The 18,691-nt window shown below is 30.7% G+C and carries 18 protein-coding genes; 13 read left to right on the top strand and 5 right to left on the bottom strand.

Annotated elements, in window-relative coordinates; translation table 11 throughout:
* Positions 1-65 precede the first annotated feature (65 nt).
* From CAMP5118_RS07525 to lepA, 10 genes are read left to right on the top strand one after another with little or no spacing between them, the layout of a single operon-like run.
* Complete coding sequence (locus CAMP5118_RS07525; protein ID WP_263679671.1) at positions 66-503, top strand: c-type cytochrome; 438 nt, start codon at positions 66-68, stop codon at positions 501-503.
* Positions 504-519: 16 nt separating this feature from the next.
* On the top strand, positions 520-1,632 hold the full coding sequence (locus CAMP5118_RS07520) for an ABC transporter substrate-binding protein (protein WP_337216986.1): 1,113 nt from the start codon (positions 520-522) through the stop codon (positions 1,630-1,632).
* A 10-nt stretch (positions 1,633-1,642) separates the two neighbouring features.
* On the top strand, positions 1,643-2,758 hold the full coding sequence (locus CAMP5118_RS07515; protein ID WP_337216985.1) for an ABC transporter substrate-binding protein: 1,116 nt from the start codon (positions 1,643-1,645) through the stop codon (positions 2,756-2,758).
* A gap of 20 nt (positions 2,759-2,778) precedes the next feature.
* Positions 2,779-3,675, top strand: coding sequence for a branched-chain amino acid ABC transporter permease (locus tag CAMP5118_RS07510; protein ID WP_263679677.1), 897 nt, complete (start codon positions 2,779-2,781; stop codon positions 3,673-3,675).
* Between the two features lies 1 nt (position 3,676).
* Positions 3,677-4,708: a branched-chain amino acid ABC transporter permease gene (locus CAMP5118_RS07505; protein ID WP_263679679.1), complete on the top strand. Its 1,032-nt coding sequence runs from the start codon at positions 3,677-3,679 to the stop codon at positions 4,706-4,708.
* Positions 4,705-5,475 (top strand): ABC transporter ATP-binding protein, encoded by a 771-nt coding sequence (locus CAMP5118_RS07500; protein WP_263679681.1) that lies wholly within the window; start codon positions 4,705-4,707, stop codon positions 5,473-5,475. Before CAMP5118_RS07505 ends, CAMP5118_RS07500 begins: the two co-directional genes overlap by 4 nt.
* Entirely contained in the window at positions 5,462-6,157 is a 696-nt protein-coding gene (locus CAMP5118_RS07495; protein WP_263679683.1) for an ABC transporter ATP-binding protein, read from the top strand. Before CAMP5118_RS07500 ends, CAMP5118_RS07495 begins: the two co-directional genes overlap by 14 nt.
* Positions 6,158-6,160: 3 nt before the next feature.
* Positions 6,161-9,391, top strand: a complete 3,231-nt coding sequence (ccsB, locus tag CAMP5118_RS07490) for a c-type cytochrome biogenesis protein CcsB (protein ID WP_337216984.1) — start codon at positions 6,161-6,163, stop codon at positions 9,389-9,391.
* 11 nt (positions 9,392-9,402) lie between these two features.
* Entirely contained in the window at positions 9,403-9,828 is a 426-nt protein-coding gene (locus CAMP5118_RS07485) for a hypothetical protein (protein WP_263664243.1), read from the top strand.
* 9 nt (positions 9,829-9,837) lie between these two features.
* Entirely contained in the window at positions 9,838-11,628 is a 1,791-nt protein-coding gene (gene lepA / locus CAMP5118_RS07480) for a translation elongation factor 4 (RefSeq protein ID WP_263679687.1), read from the top strand.
* 29 nt (positions 11,629-11,657) lie between these two features.
* On the opposite strand, the gene CAMP5118_RS07475 is transcribed toward lepA, so the two are convergent.
* Entirely contained in the window at positions 11,658-12,278 is a 621-nt protein-coding gene (locus CAMP5118_RS07475; protein ID WP_337216983.1) for a hypothetical protein, read from the bottom strand.
* A 271-nt stretch (positions 12,279-12,549) separates the two neighbouring features.
* On the opposite strand from CAMP5118_RS07475, the gene CAMP5118_RS07470 reads away from it, so the two are divergent.
* Entirely contained in the window at positions 12,550-13,884 is a 1,335-nt protein-coding gene (locus tag CAMP5118_RS07470) for an MATE family efflux transporter (protein WP_263679689.1), read from the top strand.
* Here CAMP5118_RS07470 and CAMP5118_RS07465 read toward each other — a convergent pair.
* From CAMP5118_RS07465 to thiD, 4 genes are read right to left on the bottom strand one after another with little or no spacing between them, the layout of a single operon-like run.
* Positions 13,865-14,506 (bottom strand): uroporphyrinogen-III synthase, encoded by a 642-nt coding sequence (locus tag CAMP5118_RS07465; protein ID WP_263679694.1) that lies wholly within the window; start codon positions 14,504-14,506, stop codon positions 13,865-13,867. The two genes, CAMP5118_RS07470 and CAMP5118_RS07465, sit on opposite strands and share 20 nt — an antisense overlap.
* Positions 14,503-15,129, bottom strand: coding sequence for a thiamine phosphate synthase (thiE, locus tag CAMP5118_RS07460; RefSeq protein WP_337216982.1), 627 nt, complete (start codon positions 15,127-15,129; stop codon positions 14,503-14,505). The genes CAMP5118_RS07465 and thiE overlap by 4 nt, the downstream gene beginning before the upstream one ends.
* Positions 15,116-15,895, bottom strand: coding sequence for a hydroxyethylthiazole kinase (thiM, locus tag CAMP5118_RS07455; protein ID WP_263679691.1), 780 nt, complete (start codon positions 15,893-15,895; stop codon positions 15,116-15,118). Before thiM ends, thiE begins: the two co-directional genes overlap by 14 nt.
* A 3-nt stretch (positions 15,896-15,898) precedes the next feature.
* The gene (gene thiD / locus CAMP5118_RS07450) at positions 15,899-16,708 is read right to left on the bottom strand and encodes a bifunctional hydroxymethylpyrimidine kinase/phosphomethylpyrimidine kinase (protein WP_263679696.1); all 810 of its coding nucleotides are present in this window, start codon (positions 16,706-16,708) and stop codon (positions 15,899-15,901) included.
* Positions 16,709-16,914: 206 nt separating this feature from the next.
* Between thiD and CAMP5118_RS07445 the strand changes: the two genes are divergently transcribed.
* Positions 16,915-17,367, top strand: coding sequence for a low molecular weight protein-tyrosine-phosphatase (locus CAMP5118_RS07445; protein ID WP_263664248.1), 453 nt, complete (start codon positions 16,915-16,917; stop codon positions 17,365-17,367).
* Positions 17,368-17,462: 95 nt separating this feature from the next.
* The coding region (locus CAMP5118_RS07440) for a PDC sensor domain-containing protein (RefSeq protein WP_337216981.1) at positions 17,463-18,691 on the top strand (1,229 nt) is incomplete at its 3' end.

The raw sequence follows: 18,691 nt of genomic DNA, 5'->3' as shown, positions 1-18,691 counted from the left end.
GTGAGATTATTTATTTTTTTTAGATATAATCGACCTTTATTTATATATTAAAAAAGGTTATATTTATGTTGCGCTTGTTTATTGTAAGTGTTTTATTTGCCAATTCACTATTAGCTTTTAATGTAAAATCTTTATTTACCTATACTTTTAATGATAACATTAGTTATGACTTAGAAAAAGCTAAAGAAATATATTTTAAAAATAAATGTAATACTTGCCATGGAGAGAACGGAGAAAAAAATTCTTATGGCAAAAGAGCTCTTAAAGACTTAAATCCAGAAGAAATCAAAGGTGCTTTGAAAGATTATGCTAATGGATATTTTAAAAATCAATCAAGCGATAATATCCAAATGAGTTTGTATGCTAAAAAATTAAGTGATAGTGATATGAACCACATCATAGCTTATTTAAAAGGACAAAATTTTTCTATAGAGCTTAATCAAAAAGATCTTTTAGAAGAAGAACCAGCACTAAAAACTAAACACAATACATTTTTAAAATAACAAAAAAGGAGTTTTCATGAAAAAAAATCTACTGTTAGCTAGCTTACTTTGTGCTAGTTCAATTTATGCTGCAGAGGTAAAAATAGGGGTTGTTTTGCCGCTTACTGGCGCTTTAGCAGCCTATGGTAATGATGTATATGAGGGCATTAAACTAGCCAATACTTTAAATCCAAATTTAAAAAATGGAGATAGTATTAAAATTATAGCTATTGATACTAAAGGTGATAAAATAGAGGCAGCAAATGCTACTACTAGACTTATCTCTCAAGATAAAGTTTTAGGTCTTATAGGCGAAGCTGTTACACCAAATACTATGCAAGTTTTATCCATAGCCGAAGAAAGAAAAGTTCCTGCTATAGCTCCAGTTGCCTCAGGCGATAAGCTTTTAGACAAAAAAGGCTATGCTAGTAGAGTTTGTTTTATGGATAGCTTCCAAGGAGATAAATTTGCTAATTATGCCTACAAAGATTTAAATTTAAAAAGCGTGGTTGTTATAGTTGATCAAAGCAATGTATATTCATTGGGTCTAGCAAGAGCTTTTGAAAAAGAATTTAAGCAAAATGGTGGAAAAGTACTTAAAAAATTAACCATTTCTTCGGGCGATAAAGACTTTAAAGCTATTGTTTCACAACTTAAAAGCATCAATCCAGACTTTGTTTATATGCCAATTTATCACCCAGAGGCTGCCTTAATAGCAAGACAAGCAAAAGCGGTTGGATTTAACAAACTTTTAAGCGCAGGAGATGGGGTAAATAATAAAACATTTATTGAGCTTGGTGGAGATGCTGTAAATGGTGTGGTATTTACTGATAGTTTTGATTATAACAATCCTCCAACAGCTTTGTCTAAAAATTTCATCAATGCTTATGAAAAAGATCATGGCACCAAAGAGCTTCCAGCATTTTCTGCTATGGGAGCTGATGCTTATTATGTAATGGTAAATGCAATGAATGAATGTGCTAATAATCTTAATGCACAATGCATTAATGAAAAAATTCACTCAACCAGTAATTTTGAAGGTGTGGGTGGGGTTATAAGCATAGATGCTAGTGGCAATGCGAGTCGTTCTGTAGTTATAAAAGAAATACAAGATCAAAAACAAGTATATAAAACTATTATCAATCCTTGAAAGGTAAACTATGAAAAAAATTAGTATAGCTATATTATCTGTCATAGCTTGCAATATTATACAAGCAAAAGAAATCAACATTGGCGTGGTTTTACCTCTAACAGGTTCTACGGCAGCATATGGACAAAGTGCTTTAGATGGAGTGAAAATTGCAAATTCCATGAAAAACACTCTAAGTAATGGAGATAAAGTAAATTTAGTAGTAGTAGATACAAAAGGTGATAAAATAGAAAGTGCCAATGCTAGCACAAGATTGGTTTCACAAAACAAAGCTTATGCGCTAATTGGTGAAATGCTAACAGCTAATACTTTGCAAGTGATAAGAATTGGCGAAGAAAAAAAGATCCCAGTGGTTGCTCCTGCAGCTACTGCTGATAAAATTTTAAATAAAAAATTATATGCCAGTAGAGTTTGTTTTATGGATAGCTTCCAAGGCTCATCTTTAGCTAATTATGTAAAAAATAAACTTAACTATACTAAAGCTGCGATAATTAGCGATCAAAGCGCGGATTATTCTTTGGGTTTAACTAGAGCCTTTGAAAAAGAATTTAGTAAGCAAGGTGGAAAAATTTTAGATAAATTTAGAATCACAGCAGGCGATAAAGACTTTAAAGCTATTCTTTCACAAATTAAAAATTTAAAACCTGATTTTATTTATCTTCCAGTATATTATACCGAAGCTTCTTTATTTGCAAGACAAGCAAAAGCAATGGGTATAAATATCCCTATGGGTTCAGCAGATGGAGTTGCTGATGAAACCTTTATTAATTTAGCTCAAGATGCTGCAGAAGGATATTTATTTACCGATAGCTTTGATTATAACAACCCACCAACACAACTTTCAAAAGACTTCATACTAGCTTATGAAAAAGAAAAACAAAGCAAAGAAGTTCCAAATTTCACAGCTATGGGTGCAGATGCGTATTTTGTGATTTTTGAAGCTATGCAAAAATGTGTTAATGATTTTAACAGTGAATGCATTAATAACAATATCCACGCTACTTCAAAATTTGAAGGTGTTAGCGGAGTAATTAGCATTGATAAAACAGGCAATGCTACGCGTTCAATTGTTATAAAATCAATAGAAAATCAAAAACAAATTTATAAAGATACGATTCTTCCGTAAATAAAATTTTAAGAGGTTCAATGGATAGTTCTTTAATTTTACAGCAAATTATAAATGGTTTTAGCTTAGGTAGCATGTATGCACTTATTGCTATAGGCTATACAATGGTCTATGGTGTTTTAAGATTAATTAATTTTGCACATGGCGATATCATGATGGTAGGAGCATACTCAGCTTTATTTTGTGTCACAAGTATGAATGTGCCTTTTTTAGGAGCTCTTTCTTTGGCTATGTTATTTGCAGCAGCTTTAGGTATAGCTATTGATAGGATAGCTTATAAACCTTTAAGAAAAGCACCTAGAATTTCTTTACTTATTACAGCTATAGGCATAAGCTTTTTAATACAAAATGTATTTAATGTCTTATTTGGCTCAACACCAAAATATTTTCCTGTGCCAAGTTATCTTGAAACAGTGATTAATTTTAATAATATCAGCATTAGCATTAATAGTATTTTAGTGCCTATTTTGACATTTTTTATACTATTAGTGGTTTTATTCATACTTTATAAAAGCAAATATGGCATTGCTATTAGAGCTTTAGCTTTTGATATTCATACTGTAAATTTAATGGGAATTGATGCAAATCGTATTATCGCTATTGTATTTGCACTAGGCTCAGCTTTAGCCGCTATTGGTGGTATTTTCTGGGCTGTTAGTTATCCTTCTGTTGAACCTAGCATGGGAACTCTTATAGGGCTTAAGGCATTTGGTGCTGCTGTTTTAGGTGGTATTGGTTCGGTTGCTGGAGCGGTATTAGGTGGTTTAATTATAGGATTTACAGAAGTTGTTGTAGTTGCTATTTTCCCTGATCTTTCTGGTTTTAAAGATGCTTTTGCGTTTATCTTTTTAGTATTGATTTTGCTTTTTAAACCAACTGGAATTTTGGGCATAAATTTTGAAAAAAGTAGGTTTTAAGATGGTTGCAAGAAAAATTACACATTTAAGTTTTTTTATCATAGCGCTTGCTTTTCTTTTTATATCTCCTTATTTTTTCAATGATTATAAAATAGGAATTTTAAGCAATATTGCTATTTTTGTTATCTTAGCAGTAAGCTATAATCTTATCAACGGGGTTACAGGACAATTTTCACTAGAACCAAATGGCTTTGTAGCTATAGGAGCTTATGTTGCAGCTTTAGTATTACTTACAAGTGAAAGCAAAATCGATCAGTTTTCTTTAGAAGATCCAAGTAGCTTTATTTTGATGATACATTCGCCAAGTTTTATTGTGGCTTTACTTGCTGCTGGACTTTGCGCTATGCTTTTATCTTTAGTTTTGGCTTTTGCAGTATTTAGAGTTAGAGGGGATTATTTAGCTATTGTAACACTAGGTTTTGGTATCATTATTAAACTTATGGCGATTAACTTTGCTTCTGTTACAAATGGCTCTTTAGGCTTAAACGACATTCCTAAACACACTACTTTATACTGGAGTGGTGGGATTGCTATATTTTCAGTTGTTATCATCTTAAACATTGTTAGCTCAAAATTTGGTAGAGCTATGAAAGCTGTAAGAGATGATGAAGATGCAGCATTAGCAATGGGTATAAACACCTTTAATATTAAAACCTTAGCCTTTAGTACTTCAGCATTTTTAGAAGGCGTTGGGGGAGGCTTGCTAGCTTGTGCACTAGCTTCAGTTTCTCCTGAGCAATTTGACTTTTTATTTACCTTCCAACTTTTAATCATCATTGTTTTAGGTGGCTTAGGTTCAACTACTGGTGCTATCATTGGGGCTATTTTAGTAATAGGTGGAAGTGAGTATTTAAGATTTTTAGATGAAAGTATGAATATTTTTGGTTATGAAACCCCTGCTATGCCTGGTCTTAGAATGGTTGTATTTTCCATTGTATTGATCTTGGTAATGCTTTTTGCAAGAAGAGGAATAATGGGAGATAAAGAATTAACAGATGTTTTGTTTAAGTTTTCTAAAAGGAAGAAAAAATGATTTTAGAGCTTAAAGAAATTCATAAAAATTTTGGTGGAGTTAGCGCTATAGCTAATACCTCATTTACTATTAAAGAAAGTGAAATTTTTGGACTTATAGGCCCAAATGGCGCAGGAAAAACTACGCTATTTAATATTATTACAGGAAATTATAAGCCAAGTAGCGGGGAAGTCTTTTTTTTAGGAAAAAAAATTGATCATTTAAAACCACACAAAATAGTTCATCTAGGTATAGCAAGAACTTTTCAAAACATCAGACTTTTTTCAAGCATGAGTGTTTTGGAAAATGTATTGATTGGTTTTGATCAAAGTATTAAATATAATATTTTCGAAGCCTTTTTACATCTTGGAAGATTTTCCAAAGCAGAAAAAAATGCAAAAAAAGCAGCTTATGAAATTTTAGAACAACTCAATATTGCTCATTTAGCCGATGAAAAAGCTACTAGTTTAAGCTATGGTCAGCAAAGAAAAGTCGAAATAGCAAGAGCTTTAGCAACAAATCCTAAACTTTTATTATTAGATGAACCTGCAGCAGGTATGAATTCTACAGAAAGTGATGATTTGGCTGAGTTAATTTTTGACATAAGAGATAATAAAAAAATTAGTGTTTTACTTATAGAGCATGATATGAAATTTGTAAATAAGCTTTGTGATAGAGTTATGGTGCTTGATTATGGTAAGACCATTTTTGAGGGAAAACCAAACGATGCGGTGCAAAACCCTGAAGTAATTAGTGCATATTTGGGAGATTTTAATGCTAGTAGTTAAAGATTTACATGTTTATTATGGTTTGATTGAAGCTGTTAAAGGTATTGATTTTACTATAAAAACAGGAAGTATAGTTAGCTTAATAGGCTCAAATGGCGCAGGAAAAACCTCAACACTTAATGCTATGCTAAATTGTGTTAAAAAAACTGGCGAGGTAACTTTTCTAGGTTATGACACTCAAAGACATTTACCGCACACTCTAGTTCAAAAAGGCATTGCTTTAGTACCTGAGGGAAGAAGAGTTTTTATCAATCTTACTATAGAGGAAAATTTAAAAATTGGTGCTTTTAATAATGCAGAAAATTATGAGCATTTAAAAAATCAAATGTATAGACTTTTCCCAAGATTAAAAGATAAAAAAAATGCCCTTGCAGGAACTCTAAGTGGCGGAGAAGCTCAAATGTTAGCTATCTCAAGAGCACTCATGAGTGAGCCAAAACTTTTAATGCTTGATGAGCCTTCATTAGGTCTTGCTCCAAAAATAGTTGGAGAAGTTTTTGATATTATAGTCAAATTAAAAGAAGAAGGAATCACCATTTTATTAGTAGAGCAAAATGCATTTTCAGCTTTAAAAATCAGCGATTATGCTTATGTTTTGGAAAATGGCAAAATTGCTATGCATGCACCTGCAAAAGATCTTATCGGCAATGATGAGATTAAAAAAAAATACCTTGGAGCTTAATTCATGAAAAAACAACTTTTAGCTTTTGGGGATATAAAAATTTCTATTTTTTTGTTTTTAATTTTTGCCCTATTTTGCGCCCTAGCTACTTTCATAGAAAGTGCTTATAATACACCAACAGCTTGGGCGATGATCTATGGCTCTTCTTGGTTTGGCTTTATACAACTCATACTAGGGATTAATCTTTTAGCAGCTCTTTTTAAATACAAAATGTTTAATAAGAAAAAAATACCACTTTTAATCTTTCATATCTCATTTTTATTTATATTACTAGGCTCAGCGATGACTAGGTATATGGGATTTGAGGGAAATTTACACATTAGAGAAAATGAAAAAAACAATATTATTGAAACTTCAAAAAGTTATATTTACATAGCAACCTTAAAAGATGATAAAGTATATAGTGCTTCAAAATCTGAATATATTGCAACCCTGCCTTTTGTAAATGATTTTTCATTTGATTTAATCTTGCCTGATGAAAAAGCTCGAATTGCATATGAAAATTTGATCTTAGATGCAAAAGAAGTTTATATTGATGATAACAATTCTGCTCCACTTTTATCCTTAATGCTTTCACAAAATAACGAGTCTAAAGAATTGCTTTTTCAAGCAGGAGATATTGAAAATATCAACGGCGTTAATATAGCATTTTTAAATGACTCTGTTCCAAGTCCTTATATAAAAATCGATAAAGATTTAAAACTTAGTGCTGATTTTGATTTAAAATACATGTCAATGAGCGATGGCAAAGAAAATATTTTAAAAGCAAATCAAAAAGCACAAGCTAAAGATTTAAGATTATATTCTTTTAATGATATTAATTTAGTGGTTAAATTTGCTTCCTTGCATGGCAAAAAAACTTTAGAAGGTATCAATCAAGCTCAAGATGAAAGCTTTTTTACTTGGTTTAAAAATTGTTGGATAGAACTAGGACGCAATGCTTTGATTTCTTTATTTGGCGAGGCAAAATACTGGAATAATTCTTTATTAAATAATTTCAAAGACTTTGCTCAAAGTACTAAATATATGCCAACTCAACTTTCAGATAATGCTATTAATGCTTTAAAATTAAAATTAAGCTATAAAGGAGAATCCAAAGAAGTTTTCCTAGTAGAATACAACTCGCCTATCCGTATTGATGTAGCAGGTCAACCTTTCTTTTTAAGATGGGGTCCTAAAGGAATAGAAATGCCATTTGAAATGTACCTAAAAGACTTTGAATTAGAACGCTATCCTGGCTCGATGTCGCCTATGTCTTATGCAAGTTATGTAGAAATTGACAATGCTGATAAGAAACTAGAATATAAAATTTTCATGAATAATGTTTTAGATTATCAAGGCTATAGATTTTACCAAAGTTCTTATGATCAAGATGAGCTTGGTACCATACTTTCAGTGAATAAAGATCCGGGTAAAATTCCTACATATATTGGATATTTTTTACTCACATTAGGAATGTTTTTAAATATTTTAAATCCTCATTCAAGATTTAGGACTTTAGCTAAATTAATCAATCAAGACACCCTAAAAAAAACAAGCGCTATTTTGGCTTTTATATTAGTTTTATTTACAGGCCAAAATACTTACGCAAATGAGCCTATCAAAGTAGATGAAGCACACGCTAAAGAACTTGCTTCTTTGATAGTGCAAAAGCCTGATGGTAGAATGGTTCCTTTTAATACTTTAGCCATGGAAGTTTTAGAAAAAATACATAAAACAACGACCTTCCAAGGACAAAGCGCTGAAGCAACAATTATATCGATGATTTTTGATGGTAGTGCATGGTATGATAAAGATATTATATTTATGCCAACAAGTCGTTTGGTTAATGAAGAAATTTCTAAAATTTTAGAAATTGAGCCTAGAGCCTATACTAGTTTTAAAGATTTTTTCACTACAGATTCATATAAACTGCAAAAATATGTAGAAAATGCTAATAGAAAAAATCCAAATCGCAGAAGTGTTTTTGACAAAGAAATCATCAAGCTTGATGAAAGGGTTAATATTGTAAATTTAATTTTCTCAGGTGATATTTTTAGATTTATTCCTTTACAAAATAGCACAAATAATCAATGGGTGGCACCACGTGAAGCTTATATAGGATTAAAAGGTGAAGAAGGTGCAGAAGTTAAAAGTATTTTAGAAAACTATTTTAATGCAGTTAGTAATTCCATTGTACATAATAACTGGGATGAAGCAACTAAAAACTTAAATGTTATCAAAAATTACCAAGAAAAATACGGCCATGAAGTTATGCCTAGTGCTAAAAAAATTAGCACAGAAATCTTTTTCAATAAAAGTCAAATTTTTGTAAATCTTACCCCTCTTTATCTTTGTGCTGGATTTTTGCTTTTAATTATAGTTTTTATTAAGATGCTACTGCCAAAAATACGCATTGATTTTATTTTTAAATGTGTTTATGTATTTAATATCGTGGCATTTTTCATCCATACTTTAGGTTTGGCTTTGCGTTGGTATATAGCAGGTCGCGCACCATGGAGCAATGCTTATGAGAGTATGGTTTATATAGCTTGGGCTTTATCATTATCTGGAATTTTCTTTTCCAGAAAAAGCCCTATTGCACTTTCTTTAACTTCTATTTTAGCAGGGGTTACTTTAGGTGTAGCTCATCTTAGCCAAATGGATCCACAAATTACCAACTTAGTTCCTGTGTTGCAATCATACTGGCTAACTATACATGTTTCAGTTATTACTGCTAGCTATGGATTTTTAGGACTATGTGCATTATTAGGTATATTTGTACTTGTTTTACTATGCATGCTAAAAATCAATGGTAAGCATAATGAAAATATTTTAAGAAATATTACAGAAGCAACAAGAATCAACGAAATGGCTATGATCTTAGGACTTTGCTTACTTACAGTTGGAAATTTCTTAGGTGCTATATGGGCAAATGAAAGCTGGGGAAGATATTGGAGTTGGGATTCTAAGGAAACTTGGGCTTTAATTAGTATTTTAGTTTATGCGGCTATTTTACACATTAGAATGGTACCAAAATGGGCAAATCAATACACTTTTGCAGTTTGCTCTATGTTTGCATACTGGGTGATTATTATGACTTATTTTGGAGTAAATTACTTTTTAACTGGTATGCACTCTTACGCAGCAGGAGATTCAGTAAAAATTCCTGATTATGTGTATTGGGGCTTTTTATTTATGGTGGCATTAAGCATAGCAAGTTATTTCAAAAAATCTTATGCAAAAAAATTATAGGAAAGTTTTAAATGAATAATTCTCTTTTTGTATTTTTGATTATTGCTTTAGTTATTGTTATTATACTTGGAATTCTTTTAGTTTTATTTTTTACACACAAAGATAAAAACACCAATAAATCAAATATCACTAAAACTCCAAAAATAATTAACATTGAAGATTTTATATCTAAAGCTAATGATGCAAAAAATTCTCAAGAAATTCAAGCTTTGATTTTGCAGTTTTTAAATTCACAAAAATTAGGATCTAATCCAAAAGATAGCGCCACTAAAAGAAAACTTGATTTTATTAGTGCTATTTCAGCAAATGCCAATGCCACTCCTAAGAATATTTCGTTTTTAAATAATGAATTAAAAAAAAGATATAAAACTTTAAAAAACGAAATAGATGCTTATGAGCAAATAGGTTTAGCAAAAAGAAAAATGAGACAATCTTAAGGTTTTTTGATGAAAAATATTAGAAATTTCTCTATTATAGCTCATATTGATCATGGAAAAAGTACATTAGCCGATAGAATTATCAGCGAGTGTGGTGCAATTAGCGATAGACAAATGAGTGCCCAAGTAATGGATACTATGGATATAGAAAAAGAGCGTGGTATAACTATAAAAGCTCAATCTGTGCGTTTAAATTATAAACTTAATAACGAAGAATATGTATTAAATTTAATAGATACTCCAGGTCATGTTGATTTTTCCTATGAAGTAAGTCGCTCTTTGGCAAGTTGCGAGGGAGCTTTGCTTGTTGTTGATGCTTCACAAGGAGTAGAAGCTCAAACTATAGCCAATGTTTATATAGCCTTAGAAAACGATCTTGAAATCATACCAGTGATAAATAAAATAGATCTTCCTTCAGCTGATATAGAAAAAGTTAAGCACGAAATAGAACATATTATAGGCATTGATTGCTCTAATGCAATTTGTGTTAGCGCAAAAACAGGTGTAGGTATAAAAGAACTCATAGAAACCATCATCACAAAAATTCCTGCGCCAAAAACCGATGATGAAGCACCTACTAAAGCTTTAATTTATGATTCTTGGTTTGATAATTATCTTGGAGCTTTAGCTTTAGTTAGAATTTATGAGGGAAATATAGCTAAAAATGATGAAGTTTTAGTTATGAGTACAGATAAAAAACATCTTGTACAAGATCTTTTTTACCCCCATCCATTAAACCCTATAAAAACCAAAAAATTAGAATCAGGTGAAGTAGGTGTTATCGTGCTTGGACTTAAAAATGTTGCTGATGTTCAAGTGGGCGATACCATAACACTAACCAAAAATAAGGCAAAAGAAGCCATTGGTGGTTTTGAAAAAGCCAAAGCTTTTGTTTTTGCAGGATTATACCCTATAGAAACGGATAAATTTGAAGATTTAAGAGATGCTTTAGATAAATTAAAACTCAATGATAGTTCTATTACCTATGAACCTGAGACATCGCTAGCTTTAGGGTTTGGTTTTAGAGTTGGTTTTTTAGGTCTTTTACATATGGAGGTTATTAAAGAAAGACTTGAGCGTGAGTTTAACCTTGATTTGATTGCTACTGCTCCAACTGTTACTTATGAAATTTATCAAACTGATGGAGAAGTTTTAAAAATTCAAAACCCAAGCGAGCTGCCTCCAGTAAATAAAATCGATCACATAAAAGAACCTTATGTAAAAGCAACTATCATAACCCCAAGTGAATATTTAGGAAATTTAATCACTCTTTTAAATCGCAAACGTGGTATGCAAGTTAAGATGGATTATATCACCCCTGAGCGTGTTTTACTTGAGTATGATATACCTTTAAATGAAATCGTTATGGACTTTTATGATAAACTCAAATCACTCACTAAAGGTTATGCTAGTTTTGATTATGAACCTATTGAATTTAGAGTGGGTGATCTTGTAAAGCTTGATATTAAAGTAGCTGGTGAAAATGTCGATGCACTAAGCATCATAGTGCCAAATGAAAAGGCACTAAGTAAAGGCAGGGAGCTGGTAAAAGCGATGAAAGAAATCGTCCCAAGACAGCTTTTTGAAGTTGCTATCCAAGCAAGCATTGGAAATAAAATCATCGCAAGAGAAAATGTAAAATCTATGGGTAAAAATGTAACTGCAAAATGCTATGGCGGGGATATTACTAGAAAAAGAAAGCTTCTTGAAAAACAAAAAGAAGGTAAAAAAAGAATGAAAGCTATTGGCAAAGTACATTTACCTCAAGAAGCATTTTTAAGCGTTTTAAAAATAGACTAAATCCCTAGTTTAAAACTAGGGATATAAATTTATACATTGATATCTAAAGAATTTCCACCCAATTCATTGATTTTTTGAGTTACTTTTTCAATAGCTTTATCAATTGTCTCATAGCTGATATCAGGAAGTTTGCCACCCCACATTTTTTCCGCTTGCGCAAATCCTGCTTTTAGACCTTCTAAACCTTTTTGAAGTTTTTCCATATCATCACCAGCCCCATTAATAACAAAATCAGCCAATCTTTGAGATGTTTTTGCTACACCAAAATACCCATCTTCCCCAATAAGCTCTTTTGCCTCATCAGCATTTAAACTAAGTATATCTTTACCTTCATATCCTATAGCTTTAAAATCTACATTTGATAAAATAGCCGTTAAAGAATCCTTAGACTGAGCTCCTTGAAAAATCCCAGCTTGAGATAGACCATTAGATGAACTCATACTAAATGCTTGTTGCATAAAACTCATAGCATAAAGTTCTGTTATGCCTTTTCCGCCTATACTAGCAAGCTTACTAAGCTTATCCTCATCAATATCTTTTGTGCTATTAGCGCTTTTAGTATTGGCATCTTCAAGCTTAGTATTCGAATCAGCCTTCCTATTGCTAATCTGTGACTCCACTGCCACACGTGAATACGAATTTATTTGCATCCTTGCTCCTTTTTTTGTGGGTTTATAAAAATCGGATAAAAATTATTAAATTTTATATTAAGAAATTTATAACCACTACTATAATATAATTTCTTTTATTTATTGTATTTTTAAAATTTAGGTGATATAAATGCTTTTTAGAGATTTTTTTATAATCATTGTTGATCCGTATTTTAAAGATATCATAGAAGGCATAGAATCTCTCTATTAGCTTTATTTTATTCGTAAATTATCAAACAGAACGCAAAAATAAACGCTAATAAGGAAAACTATGCCATTACACAATTTTTACACTAATACAAATGCTACTATATTGTTTTGCAAATGTGCCCTGCCTAACATGGCAAGTGTTGCATTTATATATCTTTATATTATTATTGATGGAATTTTTGTTGGTAAATACCTTGGTACAGACTCATTAGCTGCCATGAATTTAGTAATGCCCTTTATTATGATAAGTTTTGCTTTGGCTGATATGATAGCCATAGGTTCATCAGTGCAAATAGCAATTAATCTAGGTAAAGGAAAAATCGAAAAAGCAAGAGCTATTTTTTCTTTTTGTATAGTTCTTATTTTTGCAATTTCTTGCTTAATGGGAATATTAGGATTTTTCTTAGCAAAACCTTTAAGTGCTTTTATGGGTGCTGATGAAAACATACAAAATTTATCCACTGAATATATGCAAATTTTTGCTCTTTTTGCACCTTTTACCATGTTAGCTTTTGCTATGGATAGTTATTTAAGAATATGCGGTAAAACATTTTATAGCATGGTGGTTAATATCACAGTAGCTCTAAGTAATATCATTTTGGATTGGCTTTTTATAGTTATTTTTGAATGGAGTTTATTCTCAGCTGCTTTAGCAACTTGTATAGGTATGTTTTTAGGAACTACTTTAGGCTTTATACCTTTTATTTTTAAAGACTTAATTTTAAAATTCAAAAAACCCATAATTCATTTAAAAATACTTAAAAATATTATTTATAACGGATCTTCTGAATTTTTTTCAAACATATCAAGTTCTATTTTTACCATACTAGCTAATGCTATATTATTAAAAATAGCTGGGAATCAAGCACTAGCGGCATTTTCTATTATACTTTATTTAAGCACCTTTGCTTTTGGTTTAATTTTATCAATGTGTGAAGCCATGCAACCTGCTATAAGTTACAACTATGGATATAAAAACATATTAAGAATTCAAGCTATTTTTAAAAGAATGTTTATAGCATCTGGTGTATTTGGAATATCTGTGTTTTTACTTGCATTTTTTTTCAACGAAATTATAGTTTCTCTCTTTAATAAAAATAATGATATTAGTTTTGCAAATCTAGCACAAAATGCACTTATATTGTTTTCTTTTTCTTTTTTATTAAGCTGGCTTGGAAAACTTTGCGCATCTTTTTTTACCGCTTTAGATAAACCCATGCTTTCTTTAGCCATATCCATCATACAAAGTTTAGTATTACCTTTTATCTTTATACAGGTATTATCATATTATCTTAGCTTAAATGGAGTTTGGCTTGCTTCTTTTGCAAGCGAGGTTCTTATGGTGTTTATTGCTTCTTATTTACTATATAAAACTTTTAAAGATCTAAACTCTTAGCTAATTTTAAACAAGAGTTTAGATCTTGCTCTTTGCATATATACAAATTTTTAAAATTATGAAGTTTTAAAGCTGTACTTTGACCTATAACTACAACTTTATCTTCGTTTTTTAATGCAAAAAATTTCAAAAATTGCTCTATGCTTGAAGGAGCGCTAAAGATAAAAACACTAGGATGTTGTATTTTTAACTCATCTTTTTTGGGCTCTATGGCTACATTTTCATAAACAATTAATTGTTTTAAAGAGATATTTTCATTTAATAAAACCTCATCAAGGCCTGAGCTAATTTTCTTAGCTCTTAAATAAAGACATTTTTTATTTTTAAACTCAGATAAAAACTCGCTAGCTAAATTTTTACCATAAGCTTTACTAGGATATTTGATATTTTTAAAACCAAGTTCTTTTGCAAAATCAGCACTTTTTTGCCCCACAGCATAAAGTTTAATATCAAAATTAATTTTACTTTTACTTGACATTAATGCTTTGAGTGCATTCTTAGAGCTAATGATCAAACAATCAAATTCTTTTAAATTCACTTCAAAATCAAGAAATTTGATTTCATTTAATCTTATAGTCTTAACGCCATCAAATTCTTTATCCCCTATAAAATAAATCATTATTTTCCTATAAAAGTTTTATCAAAATTTGATCTTAAATTTAAAGTTGCCATATAAGGATCATTTGCTTGCATTATCGCTCTAACAACAGCTACACCTTGTATATTACAATCTTTAAGTAAATTTAAATTAGCCTCATCTATCCCACCTATAGCTACAATAGGTAAAGAACTTAAACTAGTAATTTCTTTTAATCCATCTATACCAAGTACAACACAATCTTGCTTACTAGGCGTAGCAAAAACAGCCCCTACTCCAAGATAAGTAGCGCTTTGAATATTAGCAAGCTCGCTTTTATGATTGATCGTAAGTCCTATGATTTTATCTTCGCCTAAAAGTTCTCTTGCTTTTTTTAAAGGCATATCCTTTTGTCCTATATGCACTCCATTTGCATTCACAGCCATGGCTATATCGATTCTATCATTTATCACAAAAGGCGTATTATATTTTTCACACAAAGCTTTAACTTTTAAAGCAAGATTATAAAATTCTAAAGTGCTAAGATTTTTTTCCCTAAGTTGTAAAATATCAATCTTGGCTTTCAAAGAAGCTTCTAAAATATTTAAAAACTCGCTTTCGCTTTTTTCACCCTTGCTTGCAACAAGATAAATTTTAAATGATTTCATATTTAGCTCTTTTTTTAATTTCTTCATCATTTAAATTACTTAAAGCATCGATTAAATTCACTCTAAAACTACCACTTCCACTAGAAAGATCTTGAGCGATTTCACTAGCTATGCCAAAACTCAATAAAGCATATAAACTAGCCTGAAATTTATCTTCTAATGCTCCTGCAAAAACCCCACACAAAGAAGCACACATACAACCTGCTCCAGTTATTTTAGTAGCCATGATAGAGCCATTATAAACTTTTGCAATGCGCTCTTGATTTATAATATAATCAATTTTTCCAGTTATAGCTAAAACACGCTTAGTTTTATATGAGTATTCTCTAGCTTTTTCTAAAAACTCATCATTAATTACAAAAGTACTATCAACCCCTCTTGCTTTACCATCTAAACCTATAACACTAGCCATTTCAGACGCATTTGCTTTAACAATACTAATACCTTTTAGATTAAGCAATTCAAAATTAATCCCATCTCTTGCCTTACTCACACCCAAAGCAACAGGATCAAAAACTATAGGTTTATTTAATAAAGCATATTCTTTGGTTGCTTTTAGCATAGAATTTGCTACAAGCTGATTAATAGTGCCTGTATTTAATACTAAGGCTGAGCTTATTTTAGCAAAATCAGTTTGTTCTTCATAAAAATCAGCCATAGCAGCACTTGCTCCCATTGCTATAGTTACATTCGCACAATCATTAGCTGTAACATAATTAGTAATATGATGAATCAAAGGATTTTTTTCTCTTACTATTTTAATCATTTTTTATTCCTTATCAAATTGATAAAAATGATTTGTTGGACCACAACCTTTTCCAAGTGCTAAGGAATTTAATATAGCCCCATATACATAATCTTTAGCAAGCTTTATAGCTTCATGCTTCTCTTTACCTAAGGCAAGATTACTAGCTATAGCTGAACTCAATGTACAACCTGTACCATGTGTGTTTTTTGTGTTGATTTTTTCTGCTTTAAAAATACTAAATTTCTTTCCGTCATAAAAAACATCATTAGTATTATCTTTACTATGCCCACCTTTAATCAAAACACTTTTTGCACCTTCTTTGAAAAGCTTTATAGCAGCTTTTTTCATATCCTCTTCATTAAGTATTTTAAAATCACATAAAAATTCAGCCTCAGGTATATTTGGCGTAAGTACATCAGCTAAAGATAAAATTTCATCTTTAAAAAACTGACAATTTTCCAAAGGCATTAAAGCATAGCCATTTTTTGCAAACATCACAGGATCAATCACTACATTTTTGGCTTTAAAGCGTAATAAATTTTCTTTTACACAAGTTATAATTTCTTTTGAACCTAGCATTCCAATTTTCACAGCAGCTGGCTCTATGTCTTCATAAACTGCTAGCATTTGCTCATCTATTATCTTGGTGGGTATATCAAAACAAGAAATCACCCTTGCAGTATTTTCAGCCACAACGCTTAAAACTACACTCATACCAAATAAATCATGAGCGCTGAAAGTTTTTAAATCAGCTTGTATGCCAGCTCCACCGCTACAATCACTTCCTGCTATAGTTAAGATAGGAATTTTAGTTTTTGTTTTTGCTTGTATCATTTTTATCCTTTTTTATAAAAAAGGAAAGTTTTTGCAAGAATTCAAAGTTCGCATTACCAAACTTCTCAAGGGTCGAAGTCTAACTTCCTCTCAGCAAAAGCTCCCCATTAATGAAAAATTATATCTTAGTTTTAATTAATTTTAAAAAATATTTTGAAATACTGCTATAATTTTGAAAAAACTACACAATTTTTGAGGAAAAAATGACTAAAATTATTTTTGTTTGCTTAGGGAATATTTGTCGTTCCCCTATGGCTGAATTTATTATGAAAGATCTTTTAATAAAAGCAAATTTAAACGATAAATTTATTGTTTCTAGCGCAGGCACTTCAGGTTATCATGATGGAGAGGATATGCACTATAAAACCAAAGCCATGTTAAATAGTAAAAATATCAACTCCAAGCCATTTTGCAGTCAAAAGTTAAGCTTAAAAATGTGTGAAGAAAATGATCTTATTATCGTTATGGATAATTCTAATTATAATGATGTAGTTAAAAATTTTCCAAATTTTAAACACAAAATTCACAAAATCACTTCTTATGCTTTAGAATTAGGATATGATGAAGTTCCTGATCCTTGGTATAGCGGAGATTTTAATGAGACTTATATTATACTCTCACAGGCATGCTCTAAACTCTTAAAAACATTAATATAAAAATTTATCATTTAGATAATATTTGTACATTTTTGATTTTAATGTTATAATAAAACCAAATTTCAACATTGCAAATAAAAAAAGGAGATTATTTAATGAAAAGTATTAAATTAAAAATTTCATTAATTGCTAATGTTATAGCTATCATCTGTTTGATAGTACTTGGAATTATTAGCTTTATTTTTACAAAAAAAGCTTTAAATCATGAGGTGGTTAAGGCTGAAACTAACTATGTAAAAGTTGCAGAAAAATCAATGAGAGATTTTAAAAGTCTCCATACTCATTCTTTAGAGCAACTTTCTCAAGCTATTTTAAGACTTCCATATAACGAACTTAATACCCAAGAAAAGCTTATGGAAAACACAGGCGATTTACTTAAAACCGTTAGAGATATAAACAGCTATTTGGCTGTCTATATAGCTCAATCAAATGGAGAATTAATAGTAAGCGATCCAGATAGCGATAGTAAAGGCTTAGACTATGGAATTTATGGAAAAGCTGACAATTATGATGCTACCACAAGAGAATTTTATATAGAAGCTAGAAAGAAAAATGGTTTATATATCACAGCAGCTTATATTGATGCAACAACAGGATTGCCATGTTTTACCTATGCTATGCCTTTAATTAAAGATGGTAAATTTATAGGGGTATTAGCAATTGATGTTTTAGTTAAAGACTTACAAGAAAAATTTAACGAATTACCAGGAAGAACTTTTGTATTTGATCATGCTTATACTGTATTTGCATCAACTGATAAATCATTAGTTGGTGGAGAGCAAAATCCAGATATAGTTACAGTAGCTAAAGCTTATGAAAATGCTGGAGATTATAATATTTTTAATTATACCACTCAAAATGGTGGTGATAGATTTGGTATTTGTGTAAAAATTGATGGTTATACAACTTGTGCTGGTGAAGATGTAGAAGTAATAGAAACACCTGCACTAAAAATAGCTTACATTCAAACTATTATTGTTATTTTTACAAGTATTGCAAGTATTGTTTTACTTTATTTTATCATCTCTTATTATCTATCACCTTTACAAGCTATACAAAATGGTCTTAGTTCTTTCTTTGATTTCATCAATCATAAAACTAAAGATTCTGCTATGATAGATGTTAAGAGCAACGATGAATTTGAAGTAATAGCAAAAGCTATTAATGAAAACATCACCAAAACTAAAAATGCATTAGAACAAGATGCTAAAGCAGTAGAACAATCAGTAGAAACCGTTAGAGAGGTTGAAGGTGGTAATTTAGCAGCAAGAATCACTGCTATGCCAGCACACCCTCAATTACTTGAACTTAAAAATTATCTCAA

This window comes from Campylobacter sp. LMG 7929 (assembly GCF_024723595.1).
Taxonomy (GTDB): domain Bacteria; phylum Campylobacterota; class Campylobacteria; order Campylobacterales; family Campylobacteraceae; genus Campylobacter_D.
This window is presented reverse-complemented; position numbering and strand designations above follow the sequence as displayed.